The sequence below is a fragment of the Stenotrophomonas sp. AN71 genome (genome assembly GCF_050435725.1).
GTDB lineage: Bacteria > Pseudomonadota > Gammaproteobacteria > Xanthomonadales > Xanthomonadaceae > Stenotrophomonas.
On the sequence record NZ_JBNDKU010000012.1, the window covers coordinates 1 to 24,881 of the forward strand.

A 24,881-nucleotide genomic window follows, 5' to 3' on the forward strand; every position below is an offset into this window, starting at 1 on the left:
CTTGCGAAGCAATGCTTCGCAAGCAAAGCGCCCTCACCCATGTAAGCTCGGTCGCCGCTTGCTCGTGTGCGCAGTCCTGCGCACACGGCAAGACCAGGGTTGGGCGTCCTGCCCAACCCGCCCGAGGCATGCCTCGGGCCCATGCGGCTCACGCCCCCGCAACCGGACCCACCCCGCCTTCGACAGATTCCCACGATCTGCAGTAGATCTAGGCCATGCGTGGATGCGTTTCGATATCTATTCGAAAGATTCGATTCCGATGGAGATTCATCCACGCATGGCGTGGATCTACCGACTGCGGGAAACTGACACCGCCCCGCCATCCCTCGGAATGCCCGCTTCTGACGTTGCTCTGGCTTCGGCAGGTGCAGGGCTGCAAGCCCTGCCGAACAACCCTCTACTTGACCTGCACGTCGATCACGCCGTCGCCGACGCGCGCCTGCAGTGCATCGCCAGGCTGTACCTGATCGACCTTCCGCACCAGCGTACCGTCGTCGCTGCGGGTCAGGATGCTGTAGCCGCGGGCCACGGTGGCCAGCGGGCTGACCGCTTCCAGCGAACGCGCCAGCCCGCGCAGGCGCAGGGCATCGCGTTCCAGCAGGCGTTGCATCGCGACCTGCGGGCGGCCGCGCAGCGCGGCCAGGCGGCGCTGCATCGTGTCGAGCTGGCGCTGGGGATGATGCCCGCGCAGCACGGCGGCGGCATGACGCAGGCGCGCGGCGCGGCGTTCCTGCTGCTGCTTGAACGCCGCATGCAGGCGCCGGCCCAGGTCCAGCTGGCGGCGGCGCAACAGGTCCAGTCGCGCCTGCGGGCTCTGTGCATTCAGACGCAGCAGGGCACGGTCTGCGCGCTGCATGGCCTGCTGCATCGCGTGCCGCTGCAGCTGCACCATGCGCGCGGCCGTGCGGCGCAGGCGCAGCGCCAGTTCACGCTGGTCCGGGACCAGCAGTTCGGCTGCCACCGACGGCGTTGGCGCGCGCAGGTCGGCAGCGAAATCGCTGAGGCTGAAGTCGGTCTCATGGCCAACCGCAGATACCACCGGTGTGCGGCTGGCGGCGATCGCACGCGCCAACGCTTCGTCGTTGAACGCCCACAGGTCTTCCAGCGAACCGCCGCCACGGGTCAGCAGGATCACGTCGTAGCGGCCGCTGGCATCGGCGGCCTGCAGCAGGCGGGTGATCTGTGCGGCGGCGCTGGCACCCTGCACCAGGGTCGGCAGCAGGTCCACCTCCAGCATCGGGAAGCGACGGCCGAGTACGCTCAGCACGTCACGCACGGCGGCGCCGGTGGGTGAGGTGATCACTGCCAGGCGTTGCACGTGTGCGGGCATCGCGCGCTTGCGCGCTGGATCGAACAGGCCTTCGGCCTCCAGCCGTGCCTTCAGCTCCTCGAACGCGCGACGCAGCGCGCCTTCGCCGGCCTCTTCCATGTGGTCCAGCACCATCTGGTACTCGCCACGAGCGTCGTACAGGGTCACCTTGCCGCGCACCAGCACGCGCATGCCTTCGCGCGGAACGAACTTCAGGTACTGCGCCTTCATCCTGAACATTGCTGCACGCAGCTGGGCGCGCGCGTCCTTCAGGGTGAAATAGAGGTGTCCGGAGGCCGGGCGGGCCACGCTGCCCAGCTCGGCCTCGACCCAGATCGCCGGGAAGCTGCCTTCCAGCAGGTCGCGGGCCAGGGTGTTGAGCTGGCTGGGGGTGAGGATGTCGTTGTCGCGTGGCTGCATGGGAACGGCGTGCTGCGGGTGGAACGGGGGCTCAGGATCGCACGTCAGCGCGGCGCGTGCTGGCCCAGCGCCCACTGCACGTGCTCACGCACCAGCGGCGAGGGATCGTCGGCGCGGGTGTGCAGTGCGGCCAGCGTCTCCGCCGTGGTCGGCGCATTGCCCAGCGCCACCGCGATGTTGCGCAGCCAGCGCTCGTGGCCGCTGCGACGGATCGGACTGCCTTCGGTGCGGCGCAGGAATTCGGCTTCATCCCAGGCGAACAGCTGATCCAGCCGCGCCGTATCCAGCTGGTTGCGGGCGCGGAAATCGGCTTCGTCGGTGCGCTTGGCGAACTTGTTCCAGGGACAGACCAGCTGGCAGTCGTCGCAGCCGTAGATGCGGTTGCCGATCAACGGCCGCATCGCTTCGGGAATGGCGCCGTCGTGTTCGATGGTCAGGTAGGAAATGCAGCGCCGCGCGTCCAGCCGCTGCGGGCCGGTGATCGCGCGGGTAGGGCAGACATCGATGCAGCGTGTGCAGGTGCCGCAGTGCGCGGTGGCCGGTGTATCGATGGGCAGCGGGATATCGATGTAGATCTCGCCGATGAAGAACCAGGAGCCGCCATGACGGTCGATCAGGCAGGTGTGCTTGCCGATCCAGCCGAGCCCGGCGTTGCGCGCCAGTGCGCGTTCCAGCACGGGGGCCGAATCGACGAACACGCGGTAGCCCAGCGGTGCCACTTCGTCGTTGATCTGCGTGGCCAGCTTCTGCAGGCGGTTGCGCATCAGCTTGTGGTAGTCGCGGCCCAGCGCGTAGCGCGCCACATAGGCGCGGCCCGGGTCGGCAAGAGTCGCCCAGGCCTCGGTGTCGTCCTTGTGGCTGTAGTCCATGCCGACTGAAATCACGCGCACGGTGCCAGGCAGCAGCTCGGCCGGGCGCGCGCGCAGGGTGCCGTGGCGCGCCATCCAGTCCATCGTGCCGTACAGGCCCTGGCCCAGCCAGTCGGCCAGGTGCGCCTCATCCTCGCCCAGGTCGATGCCGGCGATGCCACAGCGCTGGAAGCCATGTGCACGTGCCAGTTCGCGGATGCGCAGCACGGCCTGGGTCGGATCGACAGGGGGAGGGGCGGGGGACATGTACACCAGTATAAAATCCCTGCATGGCCAACCTTGCCGATCTGTTCGATTCCGCTGCCGCGCGTGTGCTTGATGCGCAGGCCTCGGCGCTGGCTGGTGATGGGGGCTGGGGCTTGATGTCACAGGCCGGCCAGGCTGCCTGGCGCTGCCTGCTGCAGCATTGGCCGCAGGCGCAGCGGATCGGCGTGGTGGTCGGCGCGGGCAACAATGGGGGCGACGGCTATGTGCTGGCCCGCCATGCATGGCAGGCCGGGCGCGAGGTGGCGGTGGTCGCATTGCCGGGGAGATTGTCGACGACCGCATTGGCACAGCGGGCAGCCTCGGAATTCACCGCTGCGGGGGGAGCCGTCTCCGATTTCGACGGCGTGCTGCCCGAGGCCGATGTCTGGATCGACGCCCTGTTCGGGCTGGGTTTCGACCGCGCGCCGACGGGCGCGGCGCAGGCGCTGATTGCCGCGCTCAACGCGCAGGCGGCCCCGGTGCTGGCGCTGGATGTTCCCAGTGGCGTCGATGCCAACCGCGGTGCGGTGCCGGGTCTGGCAGTGCGCGCCGCGTGGACCCTGCAATTCATCGTGGCGCATCGTGGGCTGTATACCGGCGACGCGCTGGATCACTGCGGACAGAAGCTTCTGGCGCCGCTGCAACTGCCAGCCGCTGCATGGGCTGGCGTGTCACCGGCAGCGGAGCAATGGACGCAGGCCCATCTGCCGGCCCTGCTGCCGCCGCGCCGCGCCAACACCCACAAGGGCGAATCCGGCCACGTGCTGTGCGTTGGTGGCAACCACGGCAGCGGCGGGGCCATCGCGATGGCCGCCGAGGCCGCACTGCGCGCAGGCGCCGGGCTGCTGAGCCTGGGTACCCGCCGCGACCATGTCGGTCCGATGCTGGCGCGCCTGCCCGAGGCGATGACCCATGCACTGGAAGACAGCGGAGCCCTGCCGAGGCTGCTGGACAAGGCCAACGTGGTGGCGATCGGGCCCGGGCTGGGCCAGGACGAATGGGCGCATGCACTGTTCGCACGGGTACTGGCCAGCACCAAGCCGCTGGTGGTCGACGCGGACGCGCTGAACCTGCTGGCACAGGATCCGCGCGCGTTGCCCGCGGCCATCCTCACGCCGCACCCGGGCGAGGCCGCGCGCCTGCTCGGCTGCAGTACCGCTGAGATCCAGGCCGATCGTTACGCCTGTGCACAGGCACTGGCCGAACGTTTCCATGCTGTGGTGGTGCTCAAGGGCGCCGGCACCATCGTGGCGGCCTCCGGGCACAGGCCCCGCTTGATTGCGGCCGGCAACCCGGGCATGGCCGTCGGTGGCATGGGCGACCTGCTCACCGGCATCATTGCCGGCCTGCGCGCGCAGGGCCTGGCTGCCTTCGACGCCGCTGCGGCCGGTGCGCTGCTGCACGCGCTCGCCGGTGATGTGGCCGCCGCCAACGGCGCGCGCGGCCTGCTTCCTACTGATCTGCTGGCGCCGCTGCGGCGACTGGCCAACCCGGAACTCTCCACATGACCGAATTCTTCCTCGCCGACAGTGACGCCACCGAGCGGCTGGGGCAGTGGCTGGCGGCCACCCGGCCAGCGCAGGCGCTGATCGAACTGCGCGGCGACCTCGGTGCCGGCAAGTCCACCACGGCCCGTGCCCTGCTGCGCGCGCTGGGTGTGCAGGGCGCGATCCGCAGCCCCACCTACACCCTGGTCGAGCGCTACCCGCTGGCCAGTGGCGGCGAAGCATGGCACCTGGACCTGTACCGCATCGGCCAGGCCGGCGAGCTGGATTTCCTTGGCCTGGATGAGGGCAGTGCGGTGCTGTGGCTGGTTGAATGGCCTGAGCGCGGCGCCGGTGCGCTGCCGCCGACCGATCTGGTGGTCGCGCTGGAAATCGAAGGCCAAGGGCGTCGTGTTCGTCTCACCGGGGCAAGCGACGCGGGAGCTGAATGGCTGGAACGGCTCCCTCAAGGGGGCGACTTGCAGGCCATTTCTGCCGGCTGACGAGAACAAACACCGGCAGGTTACGGATTATTAAGGAAAAAGGTGTTGCATTCCGTTCAGCGCGGTGATTGAATCCTGAGCCATGCGCCCGGGGAACCGTCTCATCGCCATCTGTACTGCCGTCGGACTCGGTCTGGCGAGCATCAGCGCGTGGGCCGGCGAAGTCCGACAGGTACTGCTGGACACCGGCGCCACCGGCACCCGTGCCGAGATCTCGCTGGTCGGCAGTGGCGGCTACAAGACCTTGTCGCTGGCCGGCCCGAATCGGCTGGTGATCGATTTCCCCGACTCCAGCGCGGTGCGCAACCTGAAGATGCCGGCCGCGCAGGGCGTGGTCACGGCCGTCCGCACCGGACAACCGGTGCCGGGCACCTTCCGTGTCGTGTTTGACCTTGCTGAATCGGTGGCGCCGTTCCGCCCGCAGATGCAGCGTGAGGGCAATGAATCCAAGCTGGTGATCGAATGGCCGGGCGATGGCCCGGCCGTGGCCGCCAGCCGTCCGGCCGTGACGCCGACGGTGCCGCCGGTCGCTGCTCCGGCCCCGGCGCCAGGCGCGCAGTCGCGGACCGATGCCGCACGCGCCACCGCCCTGCTGACCGCGCAGGTACAGCAGCAGGCCAGTGCGACGGCCGCGGTACCGACCGCACCGACGCCGGCGCCCTCCACCGCACCGGTGCAGGTGGCCGCCGCAGGCACCACTGCCAGCAGCATGCCGACCAGCAGCACGCCGACGTCCTCGCCGGCCGCGATCCTGGCGGGCCAGCGCACCGCCGCGGTGGTCACCACGCCGCCGGCCACGGTCCCCGCACCGACACCTGTGCCGACGCCGGCTGAGCCGCCGCGCCCGGCCATGCCCAGCGATGCCTCGCGCATGCGCATGCAGCCCGGCATGCGCCACCTGGTGGTGGCGATCGATCCCGGCCACGGTGGGCAGGACCCGGGTGCGATCGGCCCGACCGGCAAGCGCGAAAAGGACGTCACTCTGGCCGTGGCACGTGAGCTGGCACGCCAGGTCAACGCCACGCCGGGCCTGAAGGCCTACCTGACCCGCGACAGCGACGTGTTCATCCCGCTGCCGATGCGTGCGCAGAAGGCGCGCGCCAACAAGGCCGACATCTTCATTTCGATCCATGCCGATGCGGCCGAGAACCGCTCGGCAACCGGCTCTTCGGTCTATGTGCTGTCGACCAAGGGTGCCTCGTCGCAGCGTGCCCGCTGGCTGGCGGACAAGGAAAACGCGGCCGACCTGGTCGGTGGCGTGCGCCTGCAGCAGACCGAGGGCACCCTGGCCAACGTGCTGCTGGATCTGGCGCAGAGCGGCTACATGAAGGCGTCCGAAGATGCGGCGGGCCACGTGCTGGGCGGCCTGAAGCGGATCGGCAACAACCACAAACCGAACATCGAACGTGCCAACTTCGCGGTGCTGCGCACCTCGGACATGCCGGCAATGCTGGTGGAAACCGCGTTCATCTCCAACCCGGATGAAGAGCGCCGCCTGATCGATCCGGCCTACCAGCGCAGGATCGCCGGCGCGGTGCTGGATGGCGTGCACACGTTCTTCAGCCGGCAGCCGCCGCCGGGCACGCTGTACGCCGCACGCGCCCAGGCCGAGATCGACGCGGCCGGTACCATGGCCGGCGGCAGCAAATAGCCCGCCCGACGCGTTGCGCAGGGTAGCGCCGGCCCATGCCCGGCGGACGTGTGCCTCGGCTATCATCACCCCATGAAGTCTGCTGCCCATTCCTTGCCATGAGCGCGCCCGGCCCGCGTCCGATCCGGCCGTTGCCGGACATCCTGATCAACCAGATCGCCGCCGGCGAAGTGGTCGAGCGCCCCGCATCGGTGGTCAAGGAGCTGGTCGAGAACGCGATCGATGCCGGCGCCAGCCGCGTCGATATCGACCTGGAAGAGGGCGGTGTACGCCTGATCCGCATCCGCGACAACGGCAGCGGCATCGCGCCGGAGCAGTTGCCGCTGGCGGTGTCGCGCCACGCCACCAGCAAGATCGCCGATCTGGACGATCTGGAATCGGTGGCCACGCTTGGTTTCCGTGGCGAAGCGCTGCCGTCGATCGCCTCGGTCAGCCGATTCACCCTGGCCTCGCGCCGCGCGCACGACGAGCATGGTTCCGCGCTGCAGATCGAAGGCGGCAAGATCGGCGAGATCACCCCGCGTGCGCATGCGCCAGGCACCACGGTGGAAGTGCGTGAGCTGTTCTACAACGTGCCGGCGCGCCGCAAGTTCCTGCGCGCCGAGCGCACCGAGCTGGGCCATATTGAAGAGTGGTTGCGCTCGCTGGCGCTGTCGCGGCCGGATGTCGAGCTGCGGGTGTCGCACAACGGCAAGGCTTCGCGCCGCTACAAGCCGGGTGACCTGTACTCCGATGCGCGTCTGGCGGAAACGTTGGGCGAGGATTTCGCCAACCAGGCTGTGCGCGTGGACCACAACGGTGCCGGCCTGCGCCTGCACGGCTGGATCGCGCAGCCGCACTATTCGCGGGCCAGCGCCGACCAGCAGTACCTGTACGTCAACGGCCGTTCGGTGCGCGACCGCAGTGTCGCCCATGCGGTGAAGATGGCTTATGGCGATGTGCTGTACCACGGTCGGCAGCCAGCCTACGTGCTGTTCCTGGAGCTGGATCCCACCCGCGTCGATGTCAATGTACATCCAGCCAAACATGAGGTGCGCTTCCGTGATTCGCGCCTGGTCCATGATTTCGTCTACCGCACGTTGAAGGATGCGCTGGCCGATACCCGTGCCGGCATGTCGGCGCAGGAGATCGGTTCCGGTCCGGCGCATGCCGTGGATGCAGCCACAGCGCCGATGACATCAGGCATGGGTGCATCCGGCTTCGGGCTGGTGCGCGGCCCCGCACCGGGTGCAGGGTCAGGTGGCGGTGGCTTCTCCGGGTGGCGGCCACAGCAGCCGCTGGGCCTGCAGGTGGCCGACGCGCCGGCGGCCTACGCTGCGCTGTACGCCGCGCCAGCGGGTGCTGATCGCGCAGCGGGGCTGCCGCCGATGGCGAGCGAGAACGGCCTGCCGGTGACCCGTGCCGACGCCGGCGTTCCGCCGCTGGGCTACGCGGTCGCGCAGCTGCATGGCATCTACATCCTGGCCGAGAACGCCGAAGGCCTGATCGTGGTCGACATGCATGCGGCGCACGAGCGCATCGGCTATGAGCGCCTGAAGAACGCGCACGATGGCATCGGCCTGCAGTCACAACCGCTGCTGGTGCCGATCACCCTGGCCGTGGGCGAGCGTGAGGCCGACACCGCCGAAGGCGAAGCCGAAACACTGGCAGCGCTCGGTTTCGAGGTGACGCGTGCAGGCCCCGGTTCGTTGCATGTGCGCAGCATCCCGGCATTGCTGGCACACGCCGAGCCGGAAGGGCTGCTGCGTGACGTGCTGACCGACCTGCGCGAGCACGGCCAGAGCCGTCGGGTGGCCAGTGCGCGTGACGAACTGCTGTCGACCATGGCCTGCCACGGCGCAGTCCGCGCCAACCGGCGCCTGACCGTGCCGGAAATGAACGCGCTGCTGCGCGACATGGAAATTACCGAGCGGTCTGGCCAGTGCAACCACGGCCGACCGACCTGGGCCCGTTTTTCGCTGGCGGAGATCGACCGCTGGTTCCTGCGCGGACGTTGAGGGGAGCATCGATGCGTTATCGGGGAATGGGCGGCCTGCTGGCCGCCTTGGTGTTGGCTGCCTGCAGCCCGGCGACGCCGCCGGCGCCGACGGTCGCTGAAGATCCTGCCTATGCGGCCGCGCAGCAGCAATGGCGTGTGGCGCGCTACCAGGACCTGACCCGGCCCGATGGCTGGACGGCGCTGGTGGGCCTGCACTGGCTGCAGAACAAATCGCACTTCGTCGGCAGCGGTGCCACCAATGGCATCCGCCTGGCGGTCGGTCCTGACAAGCTGGGCCTGCTGCGCCGCGAAGGGACGCAGTGGTGGTTCACACCTGAAGCGGGCGTTGATGTCAGCCATGATGGCCAGCCGGTACGTGGCCGGCTCCGCATCGACACCGACAAGGACCCGCAGCCGACGCTGCTGGCCTTCGATGGCGGCAAGGGCCAACTCAGCATCATCCGACGCGGTCCGCGCGATGCGCTGCGGGTCAAGCATGCCGATGCGCCCGCACGGCGTGATTTCGGCGGCCTGCAGTACTGGCCGGGCGGCGCCGACTGGCAGGTGCAGGCGCGCTTCATCGCGCATGCGCCGGGCAAGACGCTGCCGATCGTCGATATCACCGGCCTGACCACCGAGATGCCCAATGCGGGTGCGGTCGAGTTCGAGCGCGGCGGGCGCACCTGGCGCCTGGAGGCGATCGGCGCCCCTGGCCAGCCGCTGTTCCTGATTTTCGCTGACCGTACCAGCGGCCGCGGCAGCTACCCGGCCGGCCGCTATCTGGATACGGATGCCCCCAGCGCCGATGGCCGGGTGCGCATCGATTTCAACCACGCCTACAACCCACCCTGTGCGTTCACCGCCTACGCGACCTGCCCGCTGGCGCCACCGGAAAACCGGCTGGACCTGCGCGTGGAAGCAGGCGAGAAGGCCTACCACCTGCCTGAAGGAGACGGCTGACCATGCCGATCAGATACCTGTGCCGCGCCGCATTGCTGCTGCTGGCCGTTGCGGTCGCACCGCTGGCTGCGGCCCGTGATGCACCAGCCACCGATGCGGCGGCCAAGCCACCGGTGCCGCTGCTGTGGAAAGTGACCGGCCCCGGGGATGCGCGCGTGTACCTGCTGGGCTCGTTCCACCTGCTGAAGCCGCAGGACTACCCATTGTCGGCCGATGTCGACCAGGCCTTCGAGGCCTCGCAGCGGGTGCTGTTCGAACTCTCGCCGGAGGATATGCAGTCGCCGCAGCTGGCCAGCCGCATGGTGCAGGCGGCGACCCGCACCGATGGCAGTGAGCTCAAACGTGACCTTGACGCGGCGACCTGGCAGAAGCTGCAGGCCTTCGCCGCCCAGAACAAGCTGCCGCTGGCGCAGATGCAGGGCATGAAGCCCTGGTTTGTCGGCCTGAGCATTTCAGTGGGACAGATGCAGAAGCTGGGCCTGGACCCGGCGTTGGGCCTGGATCGCCACTTCATGGAGCGCGCGCAGAAGACCGGCCGCAAGACCGGTGGGCTGGAGGACATCGACACCCAGATCGGCATGCTCGACGGCATGACCGTGCAGGAGCAGCGGCAGATGCTGGCCGAGGCGCTGGACCAGGCCGGCAAGGCCGATGAGCAGGCACGCCTGCTGCATGATGCGTGGCGCCGCGGCGACGAGCGACTGCTGTGGACGAAGATGGCCGCGGACATGCGCCAGCAGTATCCGCAGCTGTACCAGCGCATCAATACGGGTCGCAACGATGCATGGGTGCCGAAGCTGCTGCCGTACCTGCAGGCCGGGCAGGGGGGCACCCTGGTGGTGGTCGGCGCGCTGCACCTGCTGGGCAGTGATGGCGTGGTCGAAAAGCTGAAGGCGAAGGGTTACAAGGTCGAGCGCATCTGCACGGGGTGCAAGACAAAGCGTTGACCCATTGCCAGCTGGATGCAAAACAAAACGGCGCGCCACTGGCGCGCCGTTTTCGTATCCGCGGTCGCTTCAGCTCAGCGGCGGGTTTTGCCGCCGGCGCCGGCGCCGGTGCCGGTTCCCGGTTCGCTGGGCTTGCTGCTGCCGGTACCGGTACCCGTGCCGGTACCGCCCGGACGCGGGCCACCGAAGCCAGTGCCCATGCTGCGCTGGAATTCCTGCCACAGTTCCAGGTTGCGCTCGGTCAGCTGGTTCATCATCGCCCAGGGGGTCTGGCCCAGCAGGTTGCCCATCTGCTGGCGGAACTGCTGCTGCTGGTCGAGGAAGACCTGCATGCTGCGCTCCAGGTAGTTGCCCATGAAGCCCTGCAGGGAATCACCGTAGAAGCGGATCAGCTGGCTCAGCAGCTGCGTGGACAGCATCGGTTCGCCGTCCTGTTCCTGGTCGGCGATGATCTGCAGCAGGACCGAACGGGTGAGGTCGTCGCCGCTCTTGGCGTCACGGACTTCGAAGTCTTCACCGTCCAGGATCAGCTGGCGCACATCCTCGATGGTGATGTAGCTGGAAATTTCGGTGTCGTAGAGACGGCGGTTCGGATACTTCTTGATGATGCGGGTCGCAGCCATTGAAGCGGTCACTCGTCACAGTAGGTGCGCAGCATGGCGCAGTGCAGCAGCCGTTGCAACCGCCCGAGCCCCCGCCAGGCTTGGCTTTCGGCGCCGATCATGTTGCGCAACAAGGCTTTGCGTGCTGCGCAGCATGACCATCGGCAGGGGCGGGCGTCGGCACGTGCCGTGGTGGCCCCTTTGCATCGCTTACCAGCCCATGTGGTGGCCGCCGTTGATGTCCAGGTTGCTGCCGGTGATCCACGAGGCCTCGTCGGCCACCAGGAACGACACGCCGTAGGCGATTTCCTCCGGCTTGCCGAGGCGGCCGGTGGGGATGTCGGCGATGATCTTGGCCCGCACGTCCTCCGGCACCGCCATCACCATGTCGGTAGCAACGTAACCTGGCGAGATGGTGTTGACGGTGATGCCGAAGCCCGCATTCTCGCGCGCCAGTGAGATGGTGAAGCCATGCATGCCGGCTTTGGCCGCCGCGTAGTTGGCCTGCCCGTACTGGCCCTTCAGGCCATTGATCGAGCTGATCTGGATGACCCGGCCCCAACCACGGCGGCGCATGCCCTCGATGACCGGGCGGGTGACGTTGAACACCGAATTGAGGTTGGTGTTGATCACATCGTGCCACTGGTCCGCGCGCATGCGATGGAACGTCGTGTCGCGGGTGATGCCGGCGTTGTTGACCAGGATCTCGACCGGGCCCAGCTCCGCTTCCACCGCACGAATCAGCGCTTCGGCGCTGTCCGGGTCGGAGACATCGCCCGGGAAGATCGACACGTCGCAGCCGCGTTCGGTCATCGCCTGCTTCCAGGCGCGGGCCTTGGCCTCGTCGCGGTAATTGGTGGCGACCCGGTGGCCCTGGCCGGCCAGACGTTGGCAGATGGCGGTACCGATGCCGCCGGTTCCGCCGGTGACCAGTGCGACGCGAGATGTCATGGAGTGCTGTCCGGGTGTCGGGTGGGGGAACAGGGATTCTGCAACATCGGCGCGGAAAGTGCGCCGGGGGGCAGCAGCAGGTCGGCGCGCGGCAGTTGTACCGGGTCGAAGGCCCGTTGCGCAGCGTCCAGCAGCGTATCCCGGTCATCGGCACCTTCCAGTGCGGCAGGCGCCTGACCCAGCAGTTGCCACAGTTCGCGCAGTACCGGCACTGGCCGTGCGCTGTCCACCGGCAGCGATGCCAGCGATTTGGACAGTTTGTGGCCGGGGGCATCCAGCAGCAGCGGCAGGTGCCAGTAGCGCGGCACCGCCAGCCCCAGCGCCTGCTGCAGCAGGATCTGCCGCGCGGTGGAATCGAGCAGGTCGGCGCCGCGCACCACTTCGGTCACGCCCTGCGCGGCGTCATCGACCACTACCGCCAGCTGATAGGCCCAGCAGCCATCGGCTCGGCGCAGCACGAAGTCGCCAACGTTGGCGTGCACATCCTGCTGCTGCGGGCCGCGCAGGCCATCGTTGAAGCGGACCACGCTGCCGGGCGGTACACGGAAACGGACAGCCGGGTCCGGTCGTGGCTGCCGTGCCACGCAGCGATGGTGGATGCCACCACGGGCGGCCAGCTCGCTGCGGCTGCAGTGGCAGACGAAGGCGAGGTCGCTGGCCAGCAGAACGTCCAGCGCAGCCTGATAGGCCTGGCCGCGCGTGCTCTGCCAGAGGATCGGGCCGTCGTGGGCGAGACCGAAGGCAGCCAGGGTCCGCAGTTGTGACTCGGCGGCACCGGGCACGGTGCGTGGCGGATCGACGTCTTCGATGCGCAGCCGCCACAGGCCGCCATGATGGCGGGCGAGCAGCCAGCTGCCGAAGGCGGCGAGCAGGGATCCAGGGTGAAGCAGGCCGGTCGGCGAGGGTGCGAAGCGGCCGCAGGGGGCAATGGCGGTCATGCAGGCTGAATCGTCGGTCAGGTTGGCGCTTGAATTCAAGCTGAGCGCACCGCAAATTGACGGATATCGACCCCTTCCGAGCCGGATTTTCCCATGTTTAGCCGTATTGCCCTGTTCCTGGCGACCAACCTCGCGGTCCTGATCCTCGCCGGCATCGTCATGTCGATCCTGGGTGTGGACTCGCGTTCGATGAGCGGCCTGCTGGTCATGGCCGGCATCTTCGGTTTTGGTGGTTCCTTCATCTCGCTGCTGCTGTCCAAGTGGATGGCCAAGCGCTCCACCGGTGCGGTGGTGATCACCGAGCCGCGCAACCAGACCGAGCGCTGGCTGCTGGCCACGGTCGAGCGCCAGGCCAAGGCGGCCGGCATCGGCATGCCGGAAGTGGCGGTCTATGACGGCCCGGAAATCAACGCCTTCGCCACCGGTGCGAACCGCAACAACGCGCTGGTGGCGGTGTCCACCGGCCTGCTGCAGAACATGAGCGAAGACGAGGCCGAAGCGGTGCTGGGCCACGAGATCGCCCACGTCGCCAACGGTGACATGATCACCATGGCGCTGCTGCAGGGCGTGCTGAACACCTTCGTGATCGTGCTGGCCCGCGTGGTTGGCGGCGTCATCGACAGCGCGCTGTCCGGCAACCGCGAGGGCGGTGGCCGTGGCTTCGCCTACTTCATCATCGTGTTCGTGCTGGAGATGGTGTTCGGCCTGTTCGCGACGATGATCTCGATGTGGTTCTCGCGTCACCGTGAGTTCCGTGCCGACGCCGGTGGTGCCTCGCTGGCCGGTCGCCAGAAGATGATCGCCGCGCTGGAGCGCCTGCAGCTCAACCACGGCCAGAGCACGCTGCCGACCCAGATCGCCGCGTTCGGTATTGCCGGTTCGACGGCCCGCAAGCTGTTCATGAGCCACCCGCCGCTGGAAGAGCGCATCGCCGCGCTGCGGGCTTCTACGGCGGCGTAAGCCTTTGCTTCCAAGGTAATGCAGGAACGCCTGGCCTCGCGCCGGGCGTTTTTGTTTGCGCGCCGATGCATCGGTGCATCGGGCTATGTCCGGGGATCATTTCCGCGACCGCGGAGGGGTGTCACTTTCTTTGCTCGTGCAAAGAAAGTAACCAAAGAAACACGCCGCCGGGGCGCGAGCCGACGTGCTGCGCACGCCGGTGCCCTGCGCTCCTCGGTCCGTCGAGGGACGGCGCGGGAACTCGCTGCGCTCAGACACCCGCACCTCTTCGCCCTCGCCGGACCTGCGGTGCTCGGCTCGCTCAAGGCGGACCCAGGGTCAAATGCCACAGCTGCACCCGGTAGATCCACGCCACGCGTGGATGCTGTTGCCGTTGATCTTGACCTTCCAGTCCGCCTTGAGCGAGCCGAGCATCGCAGGGGAATCAGGGGCGAAGAGGCGCCGTTGTTTGAGCGCAGCGAGTTCGGCGCCGTCCCCTGATTCGCCGAGAAGCGCAGGGCACCGACGCGCAGCGACGGCTCGCGGCTGGCGGAGCGTTTCTTTGGTTACTTTCTTTGCGCGCAAAGAAAGTGACACCTCTCCGCAGGCGCGGAAACGATCCGCCGGGCATGGCCTGGCGCTACCCGCGTGCGGGCGCACAAACGAAAACGGCACCCTCGCAGGTGCCGTCTCCATGAACCGCTTTACACGAAATCTCAGAACTTCGCGTCGAACTCGGCGGCGTAGCCGGTGTTGACCAGCACCTTCTGCAGCGACTCGGCCACCTTCAGGTTGCCGGCCACGATCTGGTGGTTGTCCGGGCCGCGGTTGTCCATGCGGCCCAGGGTCGCGCCCTTGAAATCGCAGACCTTGCCGCCGGCTTCGCGCACCAGCAGCAGGCCGGCCGCGATGTCCCACGCCTTCACGCCGGCCTCGAAGTAAGCATCGGCACGGCCACAGGCCACGTAAGCCAGGTCCAGTGCGGCCGAACCGGTACGACGGATGTCCTCGCCGTGCACCAGCAGGGCATCGATGGCCTTCAGCTGGGCGCTGGCACGGCTGCGCTCGCGCGGGGCGAAGCCGGTGTGGATCATGGTGCCTTCCAGATCCTTGCGATCGGCCACGCGGATGCGGCGGTCGTTCAGCACGGCACCGGCGCCACGGCTGGCGGTGAACAGTTCATTGCGCAACGGGTCGAAGATGACCGCATCGGTCGGCTCGCCGTTCTCGACCAGGGCGATCGACACGCAGTAGTGCGGTACGCCGCGCAGGTAGTTGCTGGTGCCGTCCAGCGGGTCGATGACCCACATCTGGCGACGCTCGCTCTGCACGCCACCTTCCTCGCCGAATACGCCGTATTCGGGGTAGGCGCGCTTGAGCTCCTTGACGATGACCTTTTCCGCATCGGCATCGACTTCGCTGGCGTAGTCCATGCGGCCCTTCTGCACCACGTTCAGCGCCTCGAGCTTGTTGATGTTGCGCAACAGGACGTTGCCGGCGAGGCGGGCGGCCTTGACCATGACGGTTACGGCGGGTTTCTGCATGGCGTGGGCTCCCGGAAAGGCAGAAGAGAAAGGCTGGCGGGGGAAAAGAGCGGGTCCGGCGCAGTGGCCGGCCGCACAGTTTACCATTGGTCTTCGTCCAGCTCGACCTTTTCCCTGTTCATGTCCCAGTTTCCCACCGCAACCCGCCTCCGATTCGTCCTGGTCGGTACCCAGCACCCCGGCAACATGGGGGCTGCCGCCCGTGCCCTGAAGACCATGGGCCTGGCCCGCCTGGTGCTGGTCGCCCCCGAAAAGCCATTGGACGAGGAGGCCTTCCGCCGCTCGGCCGGTGCCGAGGACGTGCTCGGCGATGCCCCGGTGGTTGCGACCCTGGCCGAGGCCGTGGCTGACTGCCGCCTGGTGCTGGGCTGCACCGCCCGTGCCCGTCGCGTCCAGCTGGAGGAGTATCTGCCGGCCGATGCCGCTGCCCGTGCGGTCGCCAAGGCTGGCGAGGGCGCTGAGGTGGCCCTGGTGTTCGGCCGCGAACGTACCGGCCTGACCAACGAGGAACTGCAGCTGTGCCATGCAGCGGTGCACATCCCGTCCGATCCGGACTTCAGCTCGCTCAACCTGGCCGCTGCCGTGCAGGTGCTGGCCTATGAGACGCGCATGCAGCTGCTGGGCACGCAACCGGTGGCCGAGGCCGAAGCGGGCGTGCGCGAACAGGCGGCGAGCCACGAGCAGATGGAGAGCTTCTTCGCCCAGCTCGGCGACACCCTGGACGAGATCGATTTCCATAAGGGCCGGGCACCGGAATCGGCGATGCGCAAGCTGCGCCGCCTGTTCCTGCGCAGTGAGCCGAGCGAGCAGGAGGTACGCCTGTTGCGCGGCATCCTGGCCGACACCCAGCGCATGGCGCGACTGGCGCAGGCGGGCAGGAAGGACAGCTGACGACGTTCTCATTTTTTCGGGTAGTCTGTCCGGATACCCAGGGGGGATGAAGCCTGTGTCGGGTCTGCGGAAGGCAGTGCAGAGGGGACTGCTGAGCCTGGTCATGATCCTGCTGGCCGGGACGGTGCACGCAGCGCCGGACCCGGTGCTGGTGCTGGGCCGGATCAGCGATGATCCCAAGGCCCATTACGAGCAGCTGCAGCCATTGCTGGACTATGTGGTGGCCCGCATGCACGACGTCGGTATCAAGGAGGGGAGGATCCTGATGGCGCGCGATCCGCAGCAGATGGCCAGCTATCTGCGGCGGGGTCGGGTCGACTGGGTCACGGAAACATCGGGTACGGCAGTGGCGCTGGGCCAGCGTAGCGGCGCACGCCCGCTGCTGCTGACCGAACGCAATGGGGTGCGCGAGTACCAGACCGTGTTCTTCGTGCGCCGCGACAGCCCGATCCAGCGCATGCAGGACCTGCGTGGACATCGCCTGGCGTTGCAGAACACCGCCTCCACCAGCGCCTATCTGGTGCCGGTGATGACGTTGCTGCAGGAGGGGTTGGCGCCGCAGATCCTGGCCGGTGTGTGGGACGTGCCGGGACGGGAGAGCGTGGGCTATGTGTTCGCGCGCAGCGAGTTGAACATCGCCACGTATGTGCACAAGGGCGTGGTCGAGGTGGGCGCGGTAAGCAGTGTGGACTGGGACGACGAGCGGAGGGTACCTGCCGCATTCCGGCGCGACTTCCGCGAGCTGCTGCGTACCGAACCTTACCCGCGTGCAGTGGAGGTGGTGCGTGCCGACCTCGACCCGCGGGTGCGTGACCGCCTGCAGGAGGTCCTGCTGCAGGCGGCCAGTGATCCGCAGGCACAGGGGGCGTTGCATCGGTTTTTTGGCACTTCCGGGTTCCACCGCGTCGATGCGCATGCGCAGCAGCGGCTGGATGAACTGAAACAAGGATTGACGCGCGTGCGGATGGAAGTGGAATGAAGTGGCTCGGCTCGGGGATGCAGGCCCGGTTCCTGCTCGCGATGGGCGGGGCCATGGTGGTGGTGATCGCGATCCTGGCGGTGCTGCTGGGACGGCAGACGGCGATGCAGGGTGAGGTGCGCAACCTCAGTGGCGGCGTCATCCATGAACTGTTCGACCGCAGCGTGCGCAGCCGCGGCGAGGCGATGGCGCGCGAGTTGTCCGACGCGCTGGCCAACCCGCTGTACTACCGTGACCTGGACCAGGTCGGCGCGCTGGTGCGCAGCACTGCGCGGCAGCCGGTGGTGCGCTACGTGCTGGTGTTCGACGAGCGGGGCCGGCTGGTGCACGACGGCTCGGTGGAGGTGTCCGGCTTCGGCCAGCCGATGGCCGATCCGCTCGCTCCCAAGGCTGCGGTCGCGCAGGCCTTGGTCGTGCAGGAATCGCCTAAGGTGCTCGACAACAGCATGCCGATCATGGTCGGCAACCAGCGCATCGGCGGCGTTCGCGTCGGCATGGCGCTGGACGAGGTGCAGCAACGTGAGCAGGCCGCCAACGCCACACTCGGCGAGCGCCTGCAGCAGGTTGGCAGCCGCCACCTGGGCTGGCTGCTGCTGATGCTGGGCCTGCTGGTGGTGATCGGCGTGGTGGTGATCCTGTATGTGCAGCGCACCCTGGTCGCACCGATTCGTGACCTGGCGGCCGCGGCGCGCCGCATCGAGGCCGGGGACTACCAGACCCCCCTGGCCGAGAACACCAGTGATGATGAGGTGGGCGAACTGGTGCGCGGCTTTGCCCGCATGCGCGATGCCATCGCACGGCATGACCGCGAAGTGCGGCGCATGGCCTATACCGACGCGCTGACCGGCCTGACCAACCGGCTGGCGTTCCGCGAAGCGCTCGACCATCGCCTGATGGCAGCGCGCGCGTCCAACCATCGGCTGGGCCTGCTGTTTGCCGACATCGACGATTTCAAGCGGGTCAACGATACGCTCGGCCATGAGGCCGGCGATGAAGCGTTGCTGCAGTTCGCACAGCGCATCGGCCGTGCGGTCACCGAGGCCGGAGGCGATGAGGCCCTGCTGGCCCGCTTCGGCGGCGACGAGTTCGTGATCCTGGTGGGCGATGGCGATGTGGCGGCGAACGCGCGGCTGCTGGCTGAAGTGCTGGTACGCGAGCTGGGCAAACCGTTGGTGGTGCAGGGCAGGGAGCTGTTCCTGGGTACCTCGATCGGCGTGACCCTGTTCCCTGACGATGCGGCTGACGCGACCACGCTGCTGAAGAACGGCGACATCGCCATGTACCAGGCGAAGATGGCCGGCAAGAACTGCTATCGCTACTACAGCCGGGCGATGGATCACGCGGTCGAGCGTCGCGTGCACATGGAGCAGGAGCTGCGCGGGGCGTGGGAGCGCGGCGAGCTGCGCCTGGCCTACCAGCCGATCTTCCGCATGCGTGACCGCCGCATGATCGGCGTCGAAGTACTGCTGCGCTGGCAGCACCCGACGCTGGGCACGATTCCGCCCTCGGTGTTCATCGAAGTGGCCGAGCAGAGCGGGCTGATCGAGATCATCGGCCCGAAGGTGCTGCGTGCGGCCTGCATGGAGGCTTCGCAGTGGCCGCGCGGGGCGGGCGGGGACGATCTGTTCGTGTCGGTCAACGTGTCGCCGCGGCAGCTGCGTGGCGGCGAACTGCCAGCGCTGGTGGCGCAGTGCCTGCACGAGTCCGGGCTGCCGGCCTCGCGCCTGCACCTGGAGCTGACCGAAACCGCCGTGATCGGTGACGAGATGGTGGCCGCGCAGCTGCTGGACAAGCTGCACCGCACCGGGGTGAAGGTCTGGCTGGACGATTTCGGCACCGGCTTCTCCGGCCTCAGCCACCTGCGCCAGGTGCCAGTGGACGGCGTGAAGATCGACAAGAGCTTCGTGGCCGACATGCAGCGCGATCCCGACGACCTGGCGTTGACCACAGCGATCATCGCCATGGCCCATGCACTGGGCATCACCGTGGTGGCCGAGGGCATCGAGCAGCAGGCCCAGTTCGAACTGCTGGCCCAGCGTGGCTGCGACCTTGGCCAGGGCTACTGGTTGAGTCACCCGGTCACCGCCACCGAAGTGGTGCGGATGATCGAATCAGGCCTCTGACGGTAGATCACGCCACGCGTGGATGAGCCGTCCCAGTAGATCCACGCCATGCGTGGATGGGCTTTCCTGGCCAAAGCATCCACGCATGGCGTGGATCTACTGCCGTTCTGGTGGGATCCGACCCCGGCGCCGCGTTACAGCGGGCGCTTGCTCGGGTCGCCGGGCAGTTCGCGCACCAGCTTCGGAACCAGGTAACCGGACAGGCGGGCGGTCAGGCCGGCGATCAGGGCCTTGGCCTGGGTGTCGTCCACTTCGAAGTGGGCCACGCCCTCGACCCGGTCCAGCTGGTGCAGGTAGTAGGGCAGTACGCCGGCGGCGAAGCTGCGCTCGCTCAGGTCCTGCAGGGCCTGTACGCTGTCGTTGACCCCGCGCAGCAGCACTGCCTGGTTCAGCAGCTGTGCGCCGGTGTCGCGCAGGTGAGCCATCGCCGTGTCCACGCTGGCATCGAATTCGTTGGCATGGTTGGCATGGAGCACGATCGCCAGTGGCCAGGGCAGGCTGCCCAGCCAGGCCAGCAGCTCCTCGTCCACGCGCTCGGGCAGCACGATCGGCAGGCGGGTGTGGATGCGCAGGCGGCGGATATGCGGGATCGCGCGCAGCGCGTCGGTCAGCTCGACCAGCTTGTGGGTGGCCAGCGACAGCGGGTCACCGCCGGACAGGATCACCTCGTCGATGTCCGGGTCGGCCGCAATGGCGGCCACCGCTTCCTGCCAGCCGCCCTTGGCGGCGTTCTCCGCGGCATAGTCGAAGTGGCGCCGGAAGCAGTAGCGGCAGTTGATCGCGCAGCTGCCGGTGGCAACCAGCAGGGCGCGGCCGCGGTACTTCTGGATCACGCCGGTGGCCTTCCTGGCAGCGCCGTCGCCCACCGCGTCGAAGCTGAATCCGGGTGCCGGGCGCATTTCCTCATCGATCGGCAGTACCTGCCGCAGCAGCGGATCGGTGGCATCGCCCTTGCGCATGCGGGCCACGAAACCTTCGGGAACGCGCAGCGCGAACTGGGCCATGGCGGCCTCCGACACACCCAGCGCGACCGGGTCCAGTTCCAGCCTGGCCAGCAGCGCGCGCGGGTCGCGCAGCGCCTGCCGCCAGAGCTGCTGCCAGCGCGCGGGTGCGCCTGGCGACTGGGGCCGGGGGAAGGCGGAAAGCTGCATGGAGAGGGGGCCTGCGGTTATCATGGGGGCAGAAAAACTGTCGCCCACCGACCTCCGGTGGGCTTTCCATTCTATCCGGCTCGCCGCACGCGCGGCGGATTCGCCAATTGAGGAGCTTGAGCATGGCCACTGCGGGCATGAACGATGTCAAGAACGGGATGAAGATCCTGGTCAACAATGAACCGGCCGTCATCTCCGAGACCGAGTTCATCAAGCCGGGCAAGGGCCAGGCCTTCACCCGCGTGCGCTATCGCTTCATCAAGTCGGGCCGCACCGTGGAAATGACCATGAAGGCCACCGACGACGTGGAAGTGGCCGATGTGGTCGATACCAACATGAACTACATGTACAGCGATGGCGAGTACTGGCATTTCATGGACCCGGAAACCTTCGAGCAGGTGCAGGCCGACAAGGCCGGCATGGGCGGCGCCGAGAAGTGGCTGAAGGGCGAAGAGTCCTGCATCGTCACCCTGTTCAACGGTTCGCCGATCTTCGTGCAGCCGCCGAACTTCGTCGAGCTGAAGATCACCGAGACCGACCCGGGCGTCCGTGGCGATACCTCGGGTGGTGGCGGCAAGCCGGCCACCCTGGAAACCGGCGCCGTCGTCCGCGTGCCGCTGTTCGTCAACCAGGATGAAATCGTCAAGGTCGACACCCGTTCGGGTGAGTACTCCGCACGCGTGAAGTAATCCGGCGCAGCCGGATTACCTGTAAAGCCGAGCCATGCTCGGCTTTACGTTCCGGCCCATCTGGCGCCGGAACGCACAGCAGCCGAGCATGGCTCGGCGCTACATGGCCACGATCCACCCCGGTGGATCGCAGGCCCACCGCCCCCCAGCCAGTGAGCCCGCATGAGCGATAGCCCGCACCTCCCCGAAGCCTGCGACCTGCTCATCGAAGCCGGTTATGTCGTTCCGATCGAGCCGCATGCGGTGGTGCTGGAAGACCATGCGGTGGCCGTGCGTGGCAGCGAGATCGTGGCCATCCTGCCGCGAGCCGAGGCCCGCGCGCGTTTCCGCGCGACCCAGGTGGTCAGCCGGCCGGATGCGGCGCTGATGCCCGGCCTGGTCAACGCGCATACGCACAACCCGATGACTCTGCTGCGTGGCGTCGCCGACGATCTGCCGTTGATGACCTGGCTGCAGCAGCACATCTGGCCGGTGGAAGCGGCCGTGATCGGGCCCGAGTTCGTCGCCGATGGCACCACCCTGGCCATCGCCGAGATGCTGCGCGGAGGCACCACCTGCGCCAACGAGAATTACTTCTTTGGCGACGTGCAGGCCGCGGTCTACAAGAAGCACGGCTTCCGCGCGCTGGTCGGCGCGGTCATCATCGATTTCCCCACCGCCTGGGCCAGGACCGACGACGAGTACTTCGCCAAGGCCGGTGAACTGCACGACCAGTGGCGCACCGACCCATTGATCGGTACCGCGTTCGCGCCGCATGCGCCGTACACGGTCAACGATGCCAACTTCGAGCGGGTGCGCATGCTGTCCGACCAGCTCGACATGCAGGTACACCTGCATACGCATGAAACCGCGCAGGAAATCACCGATTCGATCAAGCTGTATGGCCAGCGCCCGCTGGCACGGCTGGATCGTCTCGGGCTGGTCAATGACCGCCTGATCGCGGTGCACATGACCCAGCTGACCGACGCGGAAATCCACCTGTGCGCCGAGCGTGGCGTCAGCGTGGTGCATTGCCCGGAATCGAACCTGAAGCTGGCCTCCGGTTTCTGCCCGGCCTGCGCCCTGCAGCGCGCCGGCGTGAACCTGGCCATTGGCACCGACGGCTGCGCCAGCAACAACGACCTGGACATGTTCAGCGAGAACCGCACCGCGGCGATCCTGGCCAAGGCGGTGGCCGACGATGCCACCGCGCTGGACGCGGCGACCACGCTGCGCGCGTCCACACTGGGCGGCGCCCGCGCGCTGGGCTTCGGTGATCGCATCGGTTCGATCGAAGTCGGCAAGCAGGCCGACCTGGTCTGCGTCGACCTGTCCGCGCTGGAAACCCAGCCGCTGCACAACGTGCTGTCGCAGCTGGTGTACGCCACCGGCCGCCAGCAGGTCAGCGACGTCTGGATCGCCGGCAAGCCGAAGCTGGTGCAGCGCGAGCTGGTCGGCATGGACCTGCCAGGCATCATTGCCAACGCGCGCCAGTGGCGCGAGCGCATCCGCCATATCCGCGCCTGAACCCCAGCGCTGCAAGGACCCCCTCATGACTGCCCCCCACGCTTCCTCCAATTTCGATCAGGCCGAGCTGGACAAGTTCGCCGCACTGGCCAACCGCTGGTGGGACGCGGACGGCCCGCAGAAGCCGCTGCATGCGCTGAATCCGGTACGCCTGCAGTACGTGGCCGAGCGCGTGCCGCTGCGCGGTGCACGCGTGCTCGACATCGGCTGCGGTGGTGGCCTGCTGAGCGAAGCGCTGGCCCAGGCTGGCGCCGACGTCACTGCCATCGACCTGGCTCCGGAACTGGTCAAGGTCGCACGCCTGCACGCGCTGGAAAGCGGTGCCAAGGTCGACTACCGGGTGCAGGCCGCCGAAGATCTGGCCGCCGAGCAGCCGGGTAGTTTCGATGTGGTCACCTGCATGGAGATGCTCGAGCATGTGCCCGACCCGGGCGCGATCATCGAGGCTTGCAAGCGCCTGCTGAAGCCGGGCGGCCACCTGTTCCTGTCGACCATCAACCGCACGGCCGCTGCCTTCGCGGTGGCGATCGTCGGTGCCGAGTACGTGGCACGGTTGTTGCCCAAGGGCACCCACCACTACCAGGAATTCATCAAGCCGGCCGAGCTTGCGCGATGGCTGCGCGAGGCTGACGTGCAGCTGGTGGATGTGAGTGGCATGGCCTACGAGCCGTGGCGCAACCGCGCCCGCCTGAGCAGCCGCACCGACATCAACTACCTGGCCTACGCGGTCAAGCCGGCATGAACCACGCAGCATTCCCGCGTGCCGTGCTGTTCGACCTGGACGGCACACTGCTGGACAGTGCCCCGGACTTCGTCGCCACCTGCGATGCGATGCTGGCCGAGCGCGGGCGCGCGCCGATCGACCCGGCACAGCTGCGCCCGGTGGTGTCGAAGGGCTCGCGCGCCATGGTCTCGGCGGCGTTCCCTGAACTGGACACGGCCGCGCGCGACGCGCTGGTTCCCGAATTCCTGCGGCGCTACGAAGCGTTGATCGGCCAGCACGCGGTGTTGTTCGATGGCGTTGCAGGCATGCTGGATGCGCTGGATGCCGCCGGCACAGTGTGGGGCATCGTCACCAACAAACCCGAGTACCTGGCACGGCTGATCGTGCCGCAGTACGGCTGGCAGCAGCGCTGCGCGGTGCTGGTGGGCGGTGACAGCCTGGCCGAGCGCAAACCGCACCCGCTGCCGCTGCTGCATGCCGCGCAGGTGATCGGCATCGCGGCCGAAGACTGCGTGTACGTCGGCGACGACGAGCGTGACATCGTCGCCGCGCGCGCCGCCGCGATGCCGTCGGTCGCGGCGCTGTGGGGCTATCGCCTGCACAGCGACGACCCGCTGGCCTGGCAGGCCGATGTGCTGGTCGAGAATGCCGAACTCCTGCAACTGGCCAGTCTCTGGCCGACCCGGCCGGCAGCCCCGGCCCAGCCGTAAGGAATCCCGTAGTGAGCAGTACCGCGCTGGACAGTTTCCTCGACAAGTGGCGCAGCCGTTGGCCGGAATGGTCGGTGGCCGCGCCATTCGTGGCCGAATCGCAACGCGAACTCGCGGTGGCGTGGTTCGCGCTGCTGCAGGAATTCGATGACATGCTCAACACCAGTGGCGACCCGCTGCCGGCCGACGCCAAGCTGGCGTGGTGGGGCGAGGAGCTGCGCAGCTGGGCGGCGCATCGTTCGCGCCACCCGCTGGGCCGCCTGCTGGAGCCGGTGAATGCGCCCTGGGCACAGCTGGCCGAGGCGCTGCCGGATCTGGTCGAAGCGCGCACGGTCGCGCTGGATGCGGTCAGTGCCGAACGCGCTCTGGCCAACTATGCCGAGGCGGTCGCCGCGGTGGAGGCGGCACTGTTCAACGACAGGCCGCGTACCGGCGCCGGGCGTGCCGTGCAGCTGCAGACCCTGGCGCAGCGTCTGCAGGATGCCGGCGTGGCCGGTGTGCCGCGCAGCCTGCTGGATGAGGACGCCAGCAATGCCGCGCAACGCTGGGCGCAGTATCTGGTGAAGGGATGGGGCAGCCGCGTGCCCGGTCCGCGCCCGCGCCGTGTCTGGTCCAGCCTGGCGCGCGCGCGCCTGGCCGCGCAGGCCGCAGGCAAGCCGATTGAAGCGACGCCGATGCGCACGCTGCTGCGCGTGTGGTGGGCCGCGCGCGGTTGATCGATTCTGGTGGGTGCGGACCTTGGTCCGCACGCTCTGCGGGATTGTGCC

The 24,881-nt window shown here is 68.1% G+C and carries 22 protein-coding genes; 15 read left to right on the forward strand and 7 right to left on the reverse strand.

Going from position 1 to position 24,881, the window contains the following annotated elements; genetic code table 11:
- Nucleotides 1–397: 397 nt before the first annotated feature.
- Together xseA and queG are read right to left on the reverse strand one after the other, a co-directional pair.
- Nucleotides 398–1,729, reverse strand: a complete 1,332-nt coding sequence (xseA, locus tag ABH900_RS16730; protein WP_429624261.1) for an exodeoxyribonuclease VII large subunit — start codon at nt 1,727–1,729, stop codon at nt 398–400.
- 44 nt (nt 1,730–1,773) lie between these two features.
- Nucleotides 1,774–2,844 (reverse strand): tRNA epoxyqueuosine(34) reductase QueG, encoded by a 1,071-nt coding sequence (gene queG / locus ABH900_RS16735; RefSeq protein ID WP_429624262.1) that lies wholly within the window; start codon nt 2,842–2,844, stop codon nt 1,774–1,776.
- A 23-nt stretch (nt 2,845–2,867) separates the two neighbouring features.
- Here queG and ABH900_RS16740 point away from each other — a divergent pair, with 23 nt between their 5' ends.
- The 6 genes from ABH900_RS16740 (at nt 2,868) to ABH900_RS16765 (ending at nt 10,367) form a co-directional block, all read left to right on the forward strand.
- Nucleotides 2,868–4,352: an NAD(P)H-hydrate dehydratase gene (locus tag ABH900_RS16740; RefSeq protein WP_429624263.1), complete on the forward strand. Its 1,485-nt coding sequence runs from the start codon at nt 2,868–2,870 to the stop codon at nt 4,350–4,352.
- On the forward strand, nt 4,349–4,831 hold the full coding sequence (gene tsaE / locus ABH900_RS16745) for a tRNA (adenosine(37)-N6)-threonylcarbamoyltransferase complex ATPase subunit type 1 TsaE (RefSeq protein WP_429624264.1): 483 nt from the start codon (nt 4,349–4,351) through the stop codon (nt 4,829–4,831). Before ABH900_RS16740 ends, tsaE begins: the two co-directional genes overlap by 4 nt.
- A gap of 82 nt (nt 4,832–4,913) precedes the next feature.
- Nucleotides 4,914–6,482, forward strand: coding sequence for an N-acetylmuramoyl-L-alanine amidase (locus ABH900_RS16750; RefSeq protein WP_429624265.1), 1,569 nt, complete (start codon nt 4,914–4,916; stop codon nt 6,480–6,482).
- 98 nt (nt 6,483–6,580) lie between these two features.
- Nucleotides 6,581–8,479 (forward strand): DNA mismatch repair endonuclease MutL, encoded by a 1,899-nt coding sequence (gene mutL / locus ABH900_RS16755; RefSeq protein ID WP_429624266.1) that lies wholly within the window; start codon nt 6,581–6,583, stop codon nt 8,477–8,479.
- A gap of 11 nt (nt 8,480–8,490) precedes the next feature.
- The gene (locus tag ABH900_RS16760; RefSeq protein WP_429624267.1) at nt 8,491–9,420 is read left to right on the forward strand and encodes a DUF1684 domain-containing protein; all 930 of its coding nucleotides are present in this window, start codon (nt 8,491–8,493) and stop codon (nt 9,418–9,420) included.
- A 2-nt stretch (nt 9,421–9,422) separates the two neighbouring features.
- Nucleotides 9,423–10,367, forward strand: a complete 945-nt coding sequence (locus ABH900_RS16765) for a TraB/GumN family protein (protein ID WP_429624268.1) — start codon at nt 9,423–9,425, stop codon at nt 10,365–10,367.
- A gap of 74 nt (nt 10,368–10,441) precedes the next feature.
- On the opposite strand, the gene phaR is transcribed toward ABH900_RS16765, so the two are convergent.
- The 3 genes from phaR to gluQRS form a co-directional block, all read right to left on the reverse strand.
- Complete coding sequence (gene phaR / locus ABH900_RS16770) at nt 10,442–10,990, reverse strand: polyhydroxyalkanoate synthesis repressor PhaR (protein ID WP_429624269.1); 549 nt, start codon at nt 10,988–10,990, stop codon at nt 10,442–10,444.
- A gap of 189 nt (nt 10,991–11,179) precedes the next feature.
- Nucleotides 11,180–11,920: an acetoacetyl-CoA reductase gene (phbB, locus tag ABH900_RS16775; RefSeq protein ID WP_429624270.1), complete on the reverse strand. Its 741-nt coding sequence runs from the start codon at nt 11,918–11,920 to the stop codon at nt 11,180–11,182.
- Complete coding sequence (gene gluQRS / locus ABH900_RS16780) at nt 11,917–12,858, reverse strand: tRNA glutamyl-Q(34) synthetase GluQRS (RefSeq protein WP_429624271.1); 942 nt, start codon at nt 12,856–12,858, stop codon at nt 11,917–11,919. The genes phbB and gluQRS overlap by 4 nt, the downstream gene beginning before the upstream one ends.
- A 93-nt stretch (nt 12,859–12,951) precedes the next feature.
- Here gluQRS and htpX point away from each other — a divergent pair, with 93 nt between their 5' ends.
- The gene (gene htpX / locus ABH900_RS16785) at nt 12,952–13,818 is read left to right on the forward strand and encodes a protease HtpX (protein ID WP_429624272.1); all 867 of its coding nucleotides are present in this window, start codon (nt 12,952–12,954) and stop codon (nt 13,816–13,818) included.
- A gap of 695 nt (nt 13,819–14,513) precedes the next feature.
- Here htpX and ABH900_RS16790 read toward each other — a convergent pair.
- Nucleotides 14,514–15,341, reverse strand: coding sequence for an inositol monophosphatase family protein (locus ABH900_RS16790; RefSeq protein ID WP_429624273.1), 828 nt, complete (start codon nt 15,339–15,341; stop codon nt 14,514–14,516).
- A gap of 120 nt (nt 15,342–15,461) precedes the next feature.
- Between ABH900_RS16790 and ABH900_RS16795 the strand changes: the two genes are divergently transcribed.
- The 3 genes from ABH900_RS16795 to ABH900_RS16805 all read left to right on the forward strand — a co-directional run bounded on the left by ABH900_RS16795 (nt 15,462) and on the right by ABH900_RS16805 (nt 19,334).
- On the forward strand, nt 15,462–16,232 hold the full coding sequence (locus ABH900_RS16795) for an RNA methyltransferase (RefSeq protein WP_429624274.1): 771 nt from the start codon (nt 15,462–15,464) through the stop codon (nt 16,230–16,232).
- 103 nt (nt 16,233–16,335) lie between these two features.
- On the forward strand, nt 16,336–17,211 hold the full coding sequence (locus ABH900_RS16800; RefSeq protein WP_429624377.1) for a phosphate/phosphite/phosphonate ABC transporter substrate-binding protein: 876 nt from the start codon (nt 16,336–16,338) through the stop codon (nt 17,209–17,211).
- Nucleotides 17,208–19,334 (forward strand): putative bifunctional diguanylate cyclase/phosphodiesterase, encoded by a 2,127-nt coding sequence (locus tag ABH900_RS16805; protein WP_429624275.1) that lies wholly within the window; start codon nt 17,208–17,210, stop codon nt 19,332–19,334. The genes ABH900_RS16800 and ABH900_RS16805 overlap by 4 nt, the downstream gene beginning before the upstream one ends.
- Nucleotides 19,335–19,468: 134 nt before the next feature.
- Here the strand turns inward: ABH900_RS16805 and epmB are convergent, their stop codons facing one another.
- A complete protein-coding gene (epmB, locus tag ABH900_RS16810; protein ID WP_429624276.1) occupies nt 19,469–20,509 on the reverse strand; it encodes an EF-P beta-lysylation protein EpmB in 1,041 nt (346 codons plus the stop codon).
- A gap of 98 nt (nt 20,510–20,607) precedes the next feature.
- Here epmB and efp point away from each other — a divergent pair, with 98 nt between their 5' ends.
- The 5 genes from efp (at nt 20,608) to ABH900_RS16835 (ending at nt 24,830) form a co-directional block, all read left to right on the forward strand.
- A complete protein-coding gene (gene efp, locus ABH900_RS16815) occupies nt 20,608–21,174 on the forward strand; it encodes an elongation factor P (RefSeq protein ID WP_107230998.1) in 567 nt (188 codons plus the stop codon).
- A gap of 162 nt (nt 21,175–21,336) precedes the next feature.
- A complete protein-coding gene (locus ABH900_RS16820) occupies nt 21,337–22,680 on the forward strand; it encodes a TRZ/ATZ family hydrolase (protein ID WP_429624277.1) in 1,344 nt (447 codons plus the stop codon).
- A gap of 25 nt (nt 22,681–22,705) precedes the next feature.
- Nucleotides 22,706–23,422: a bifunctional 2-polyprenyl-6-hydroxyphenol methylase/3-demethylubiquinol 3-O-methyltransferase UbiG gene (gene ubiG / locus ABH900_RS16825; RefSeq protein WP_429624278.1), complete on the forward strand. Its 717-nt coding sequence runs from the start codon at nt 22,706–22,708 to the stop codon at nt 23,420–23,422.
- The gene (locus ABH900_RS16830) at nt 23,419–24,114 is read left to right on the forward strand and encodes a phosphoglycolate phosphatase (protein ID WP_429624279.1); all 696 of its coding nucleotides are present in this window, start codon (nt 23,419–23,421) and stop codon (nt 24,112–24,114) included. Before ubiG ends, ABH900_RS16830 begins: the two co-directional genes overlap by 4 nt.
- Before the next feature lie 11 nt (nt 24,115–24,125).
- The gene (locus tag ABH900_RS16835; RefSeq protein WP_429624281.1) at nt 24,126–24,830 is read left to right on the forward strand and encodes a squalene/phytoene synthase family protein; all 705 of its coding nucleotides are present in this window, start codon (nt 24,126–24,128) and stop codon (nt 24,828–24,830) included.
- Nucleotides 24,831–24,881 lie beyond the last annotated feature (51 nt).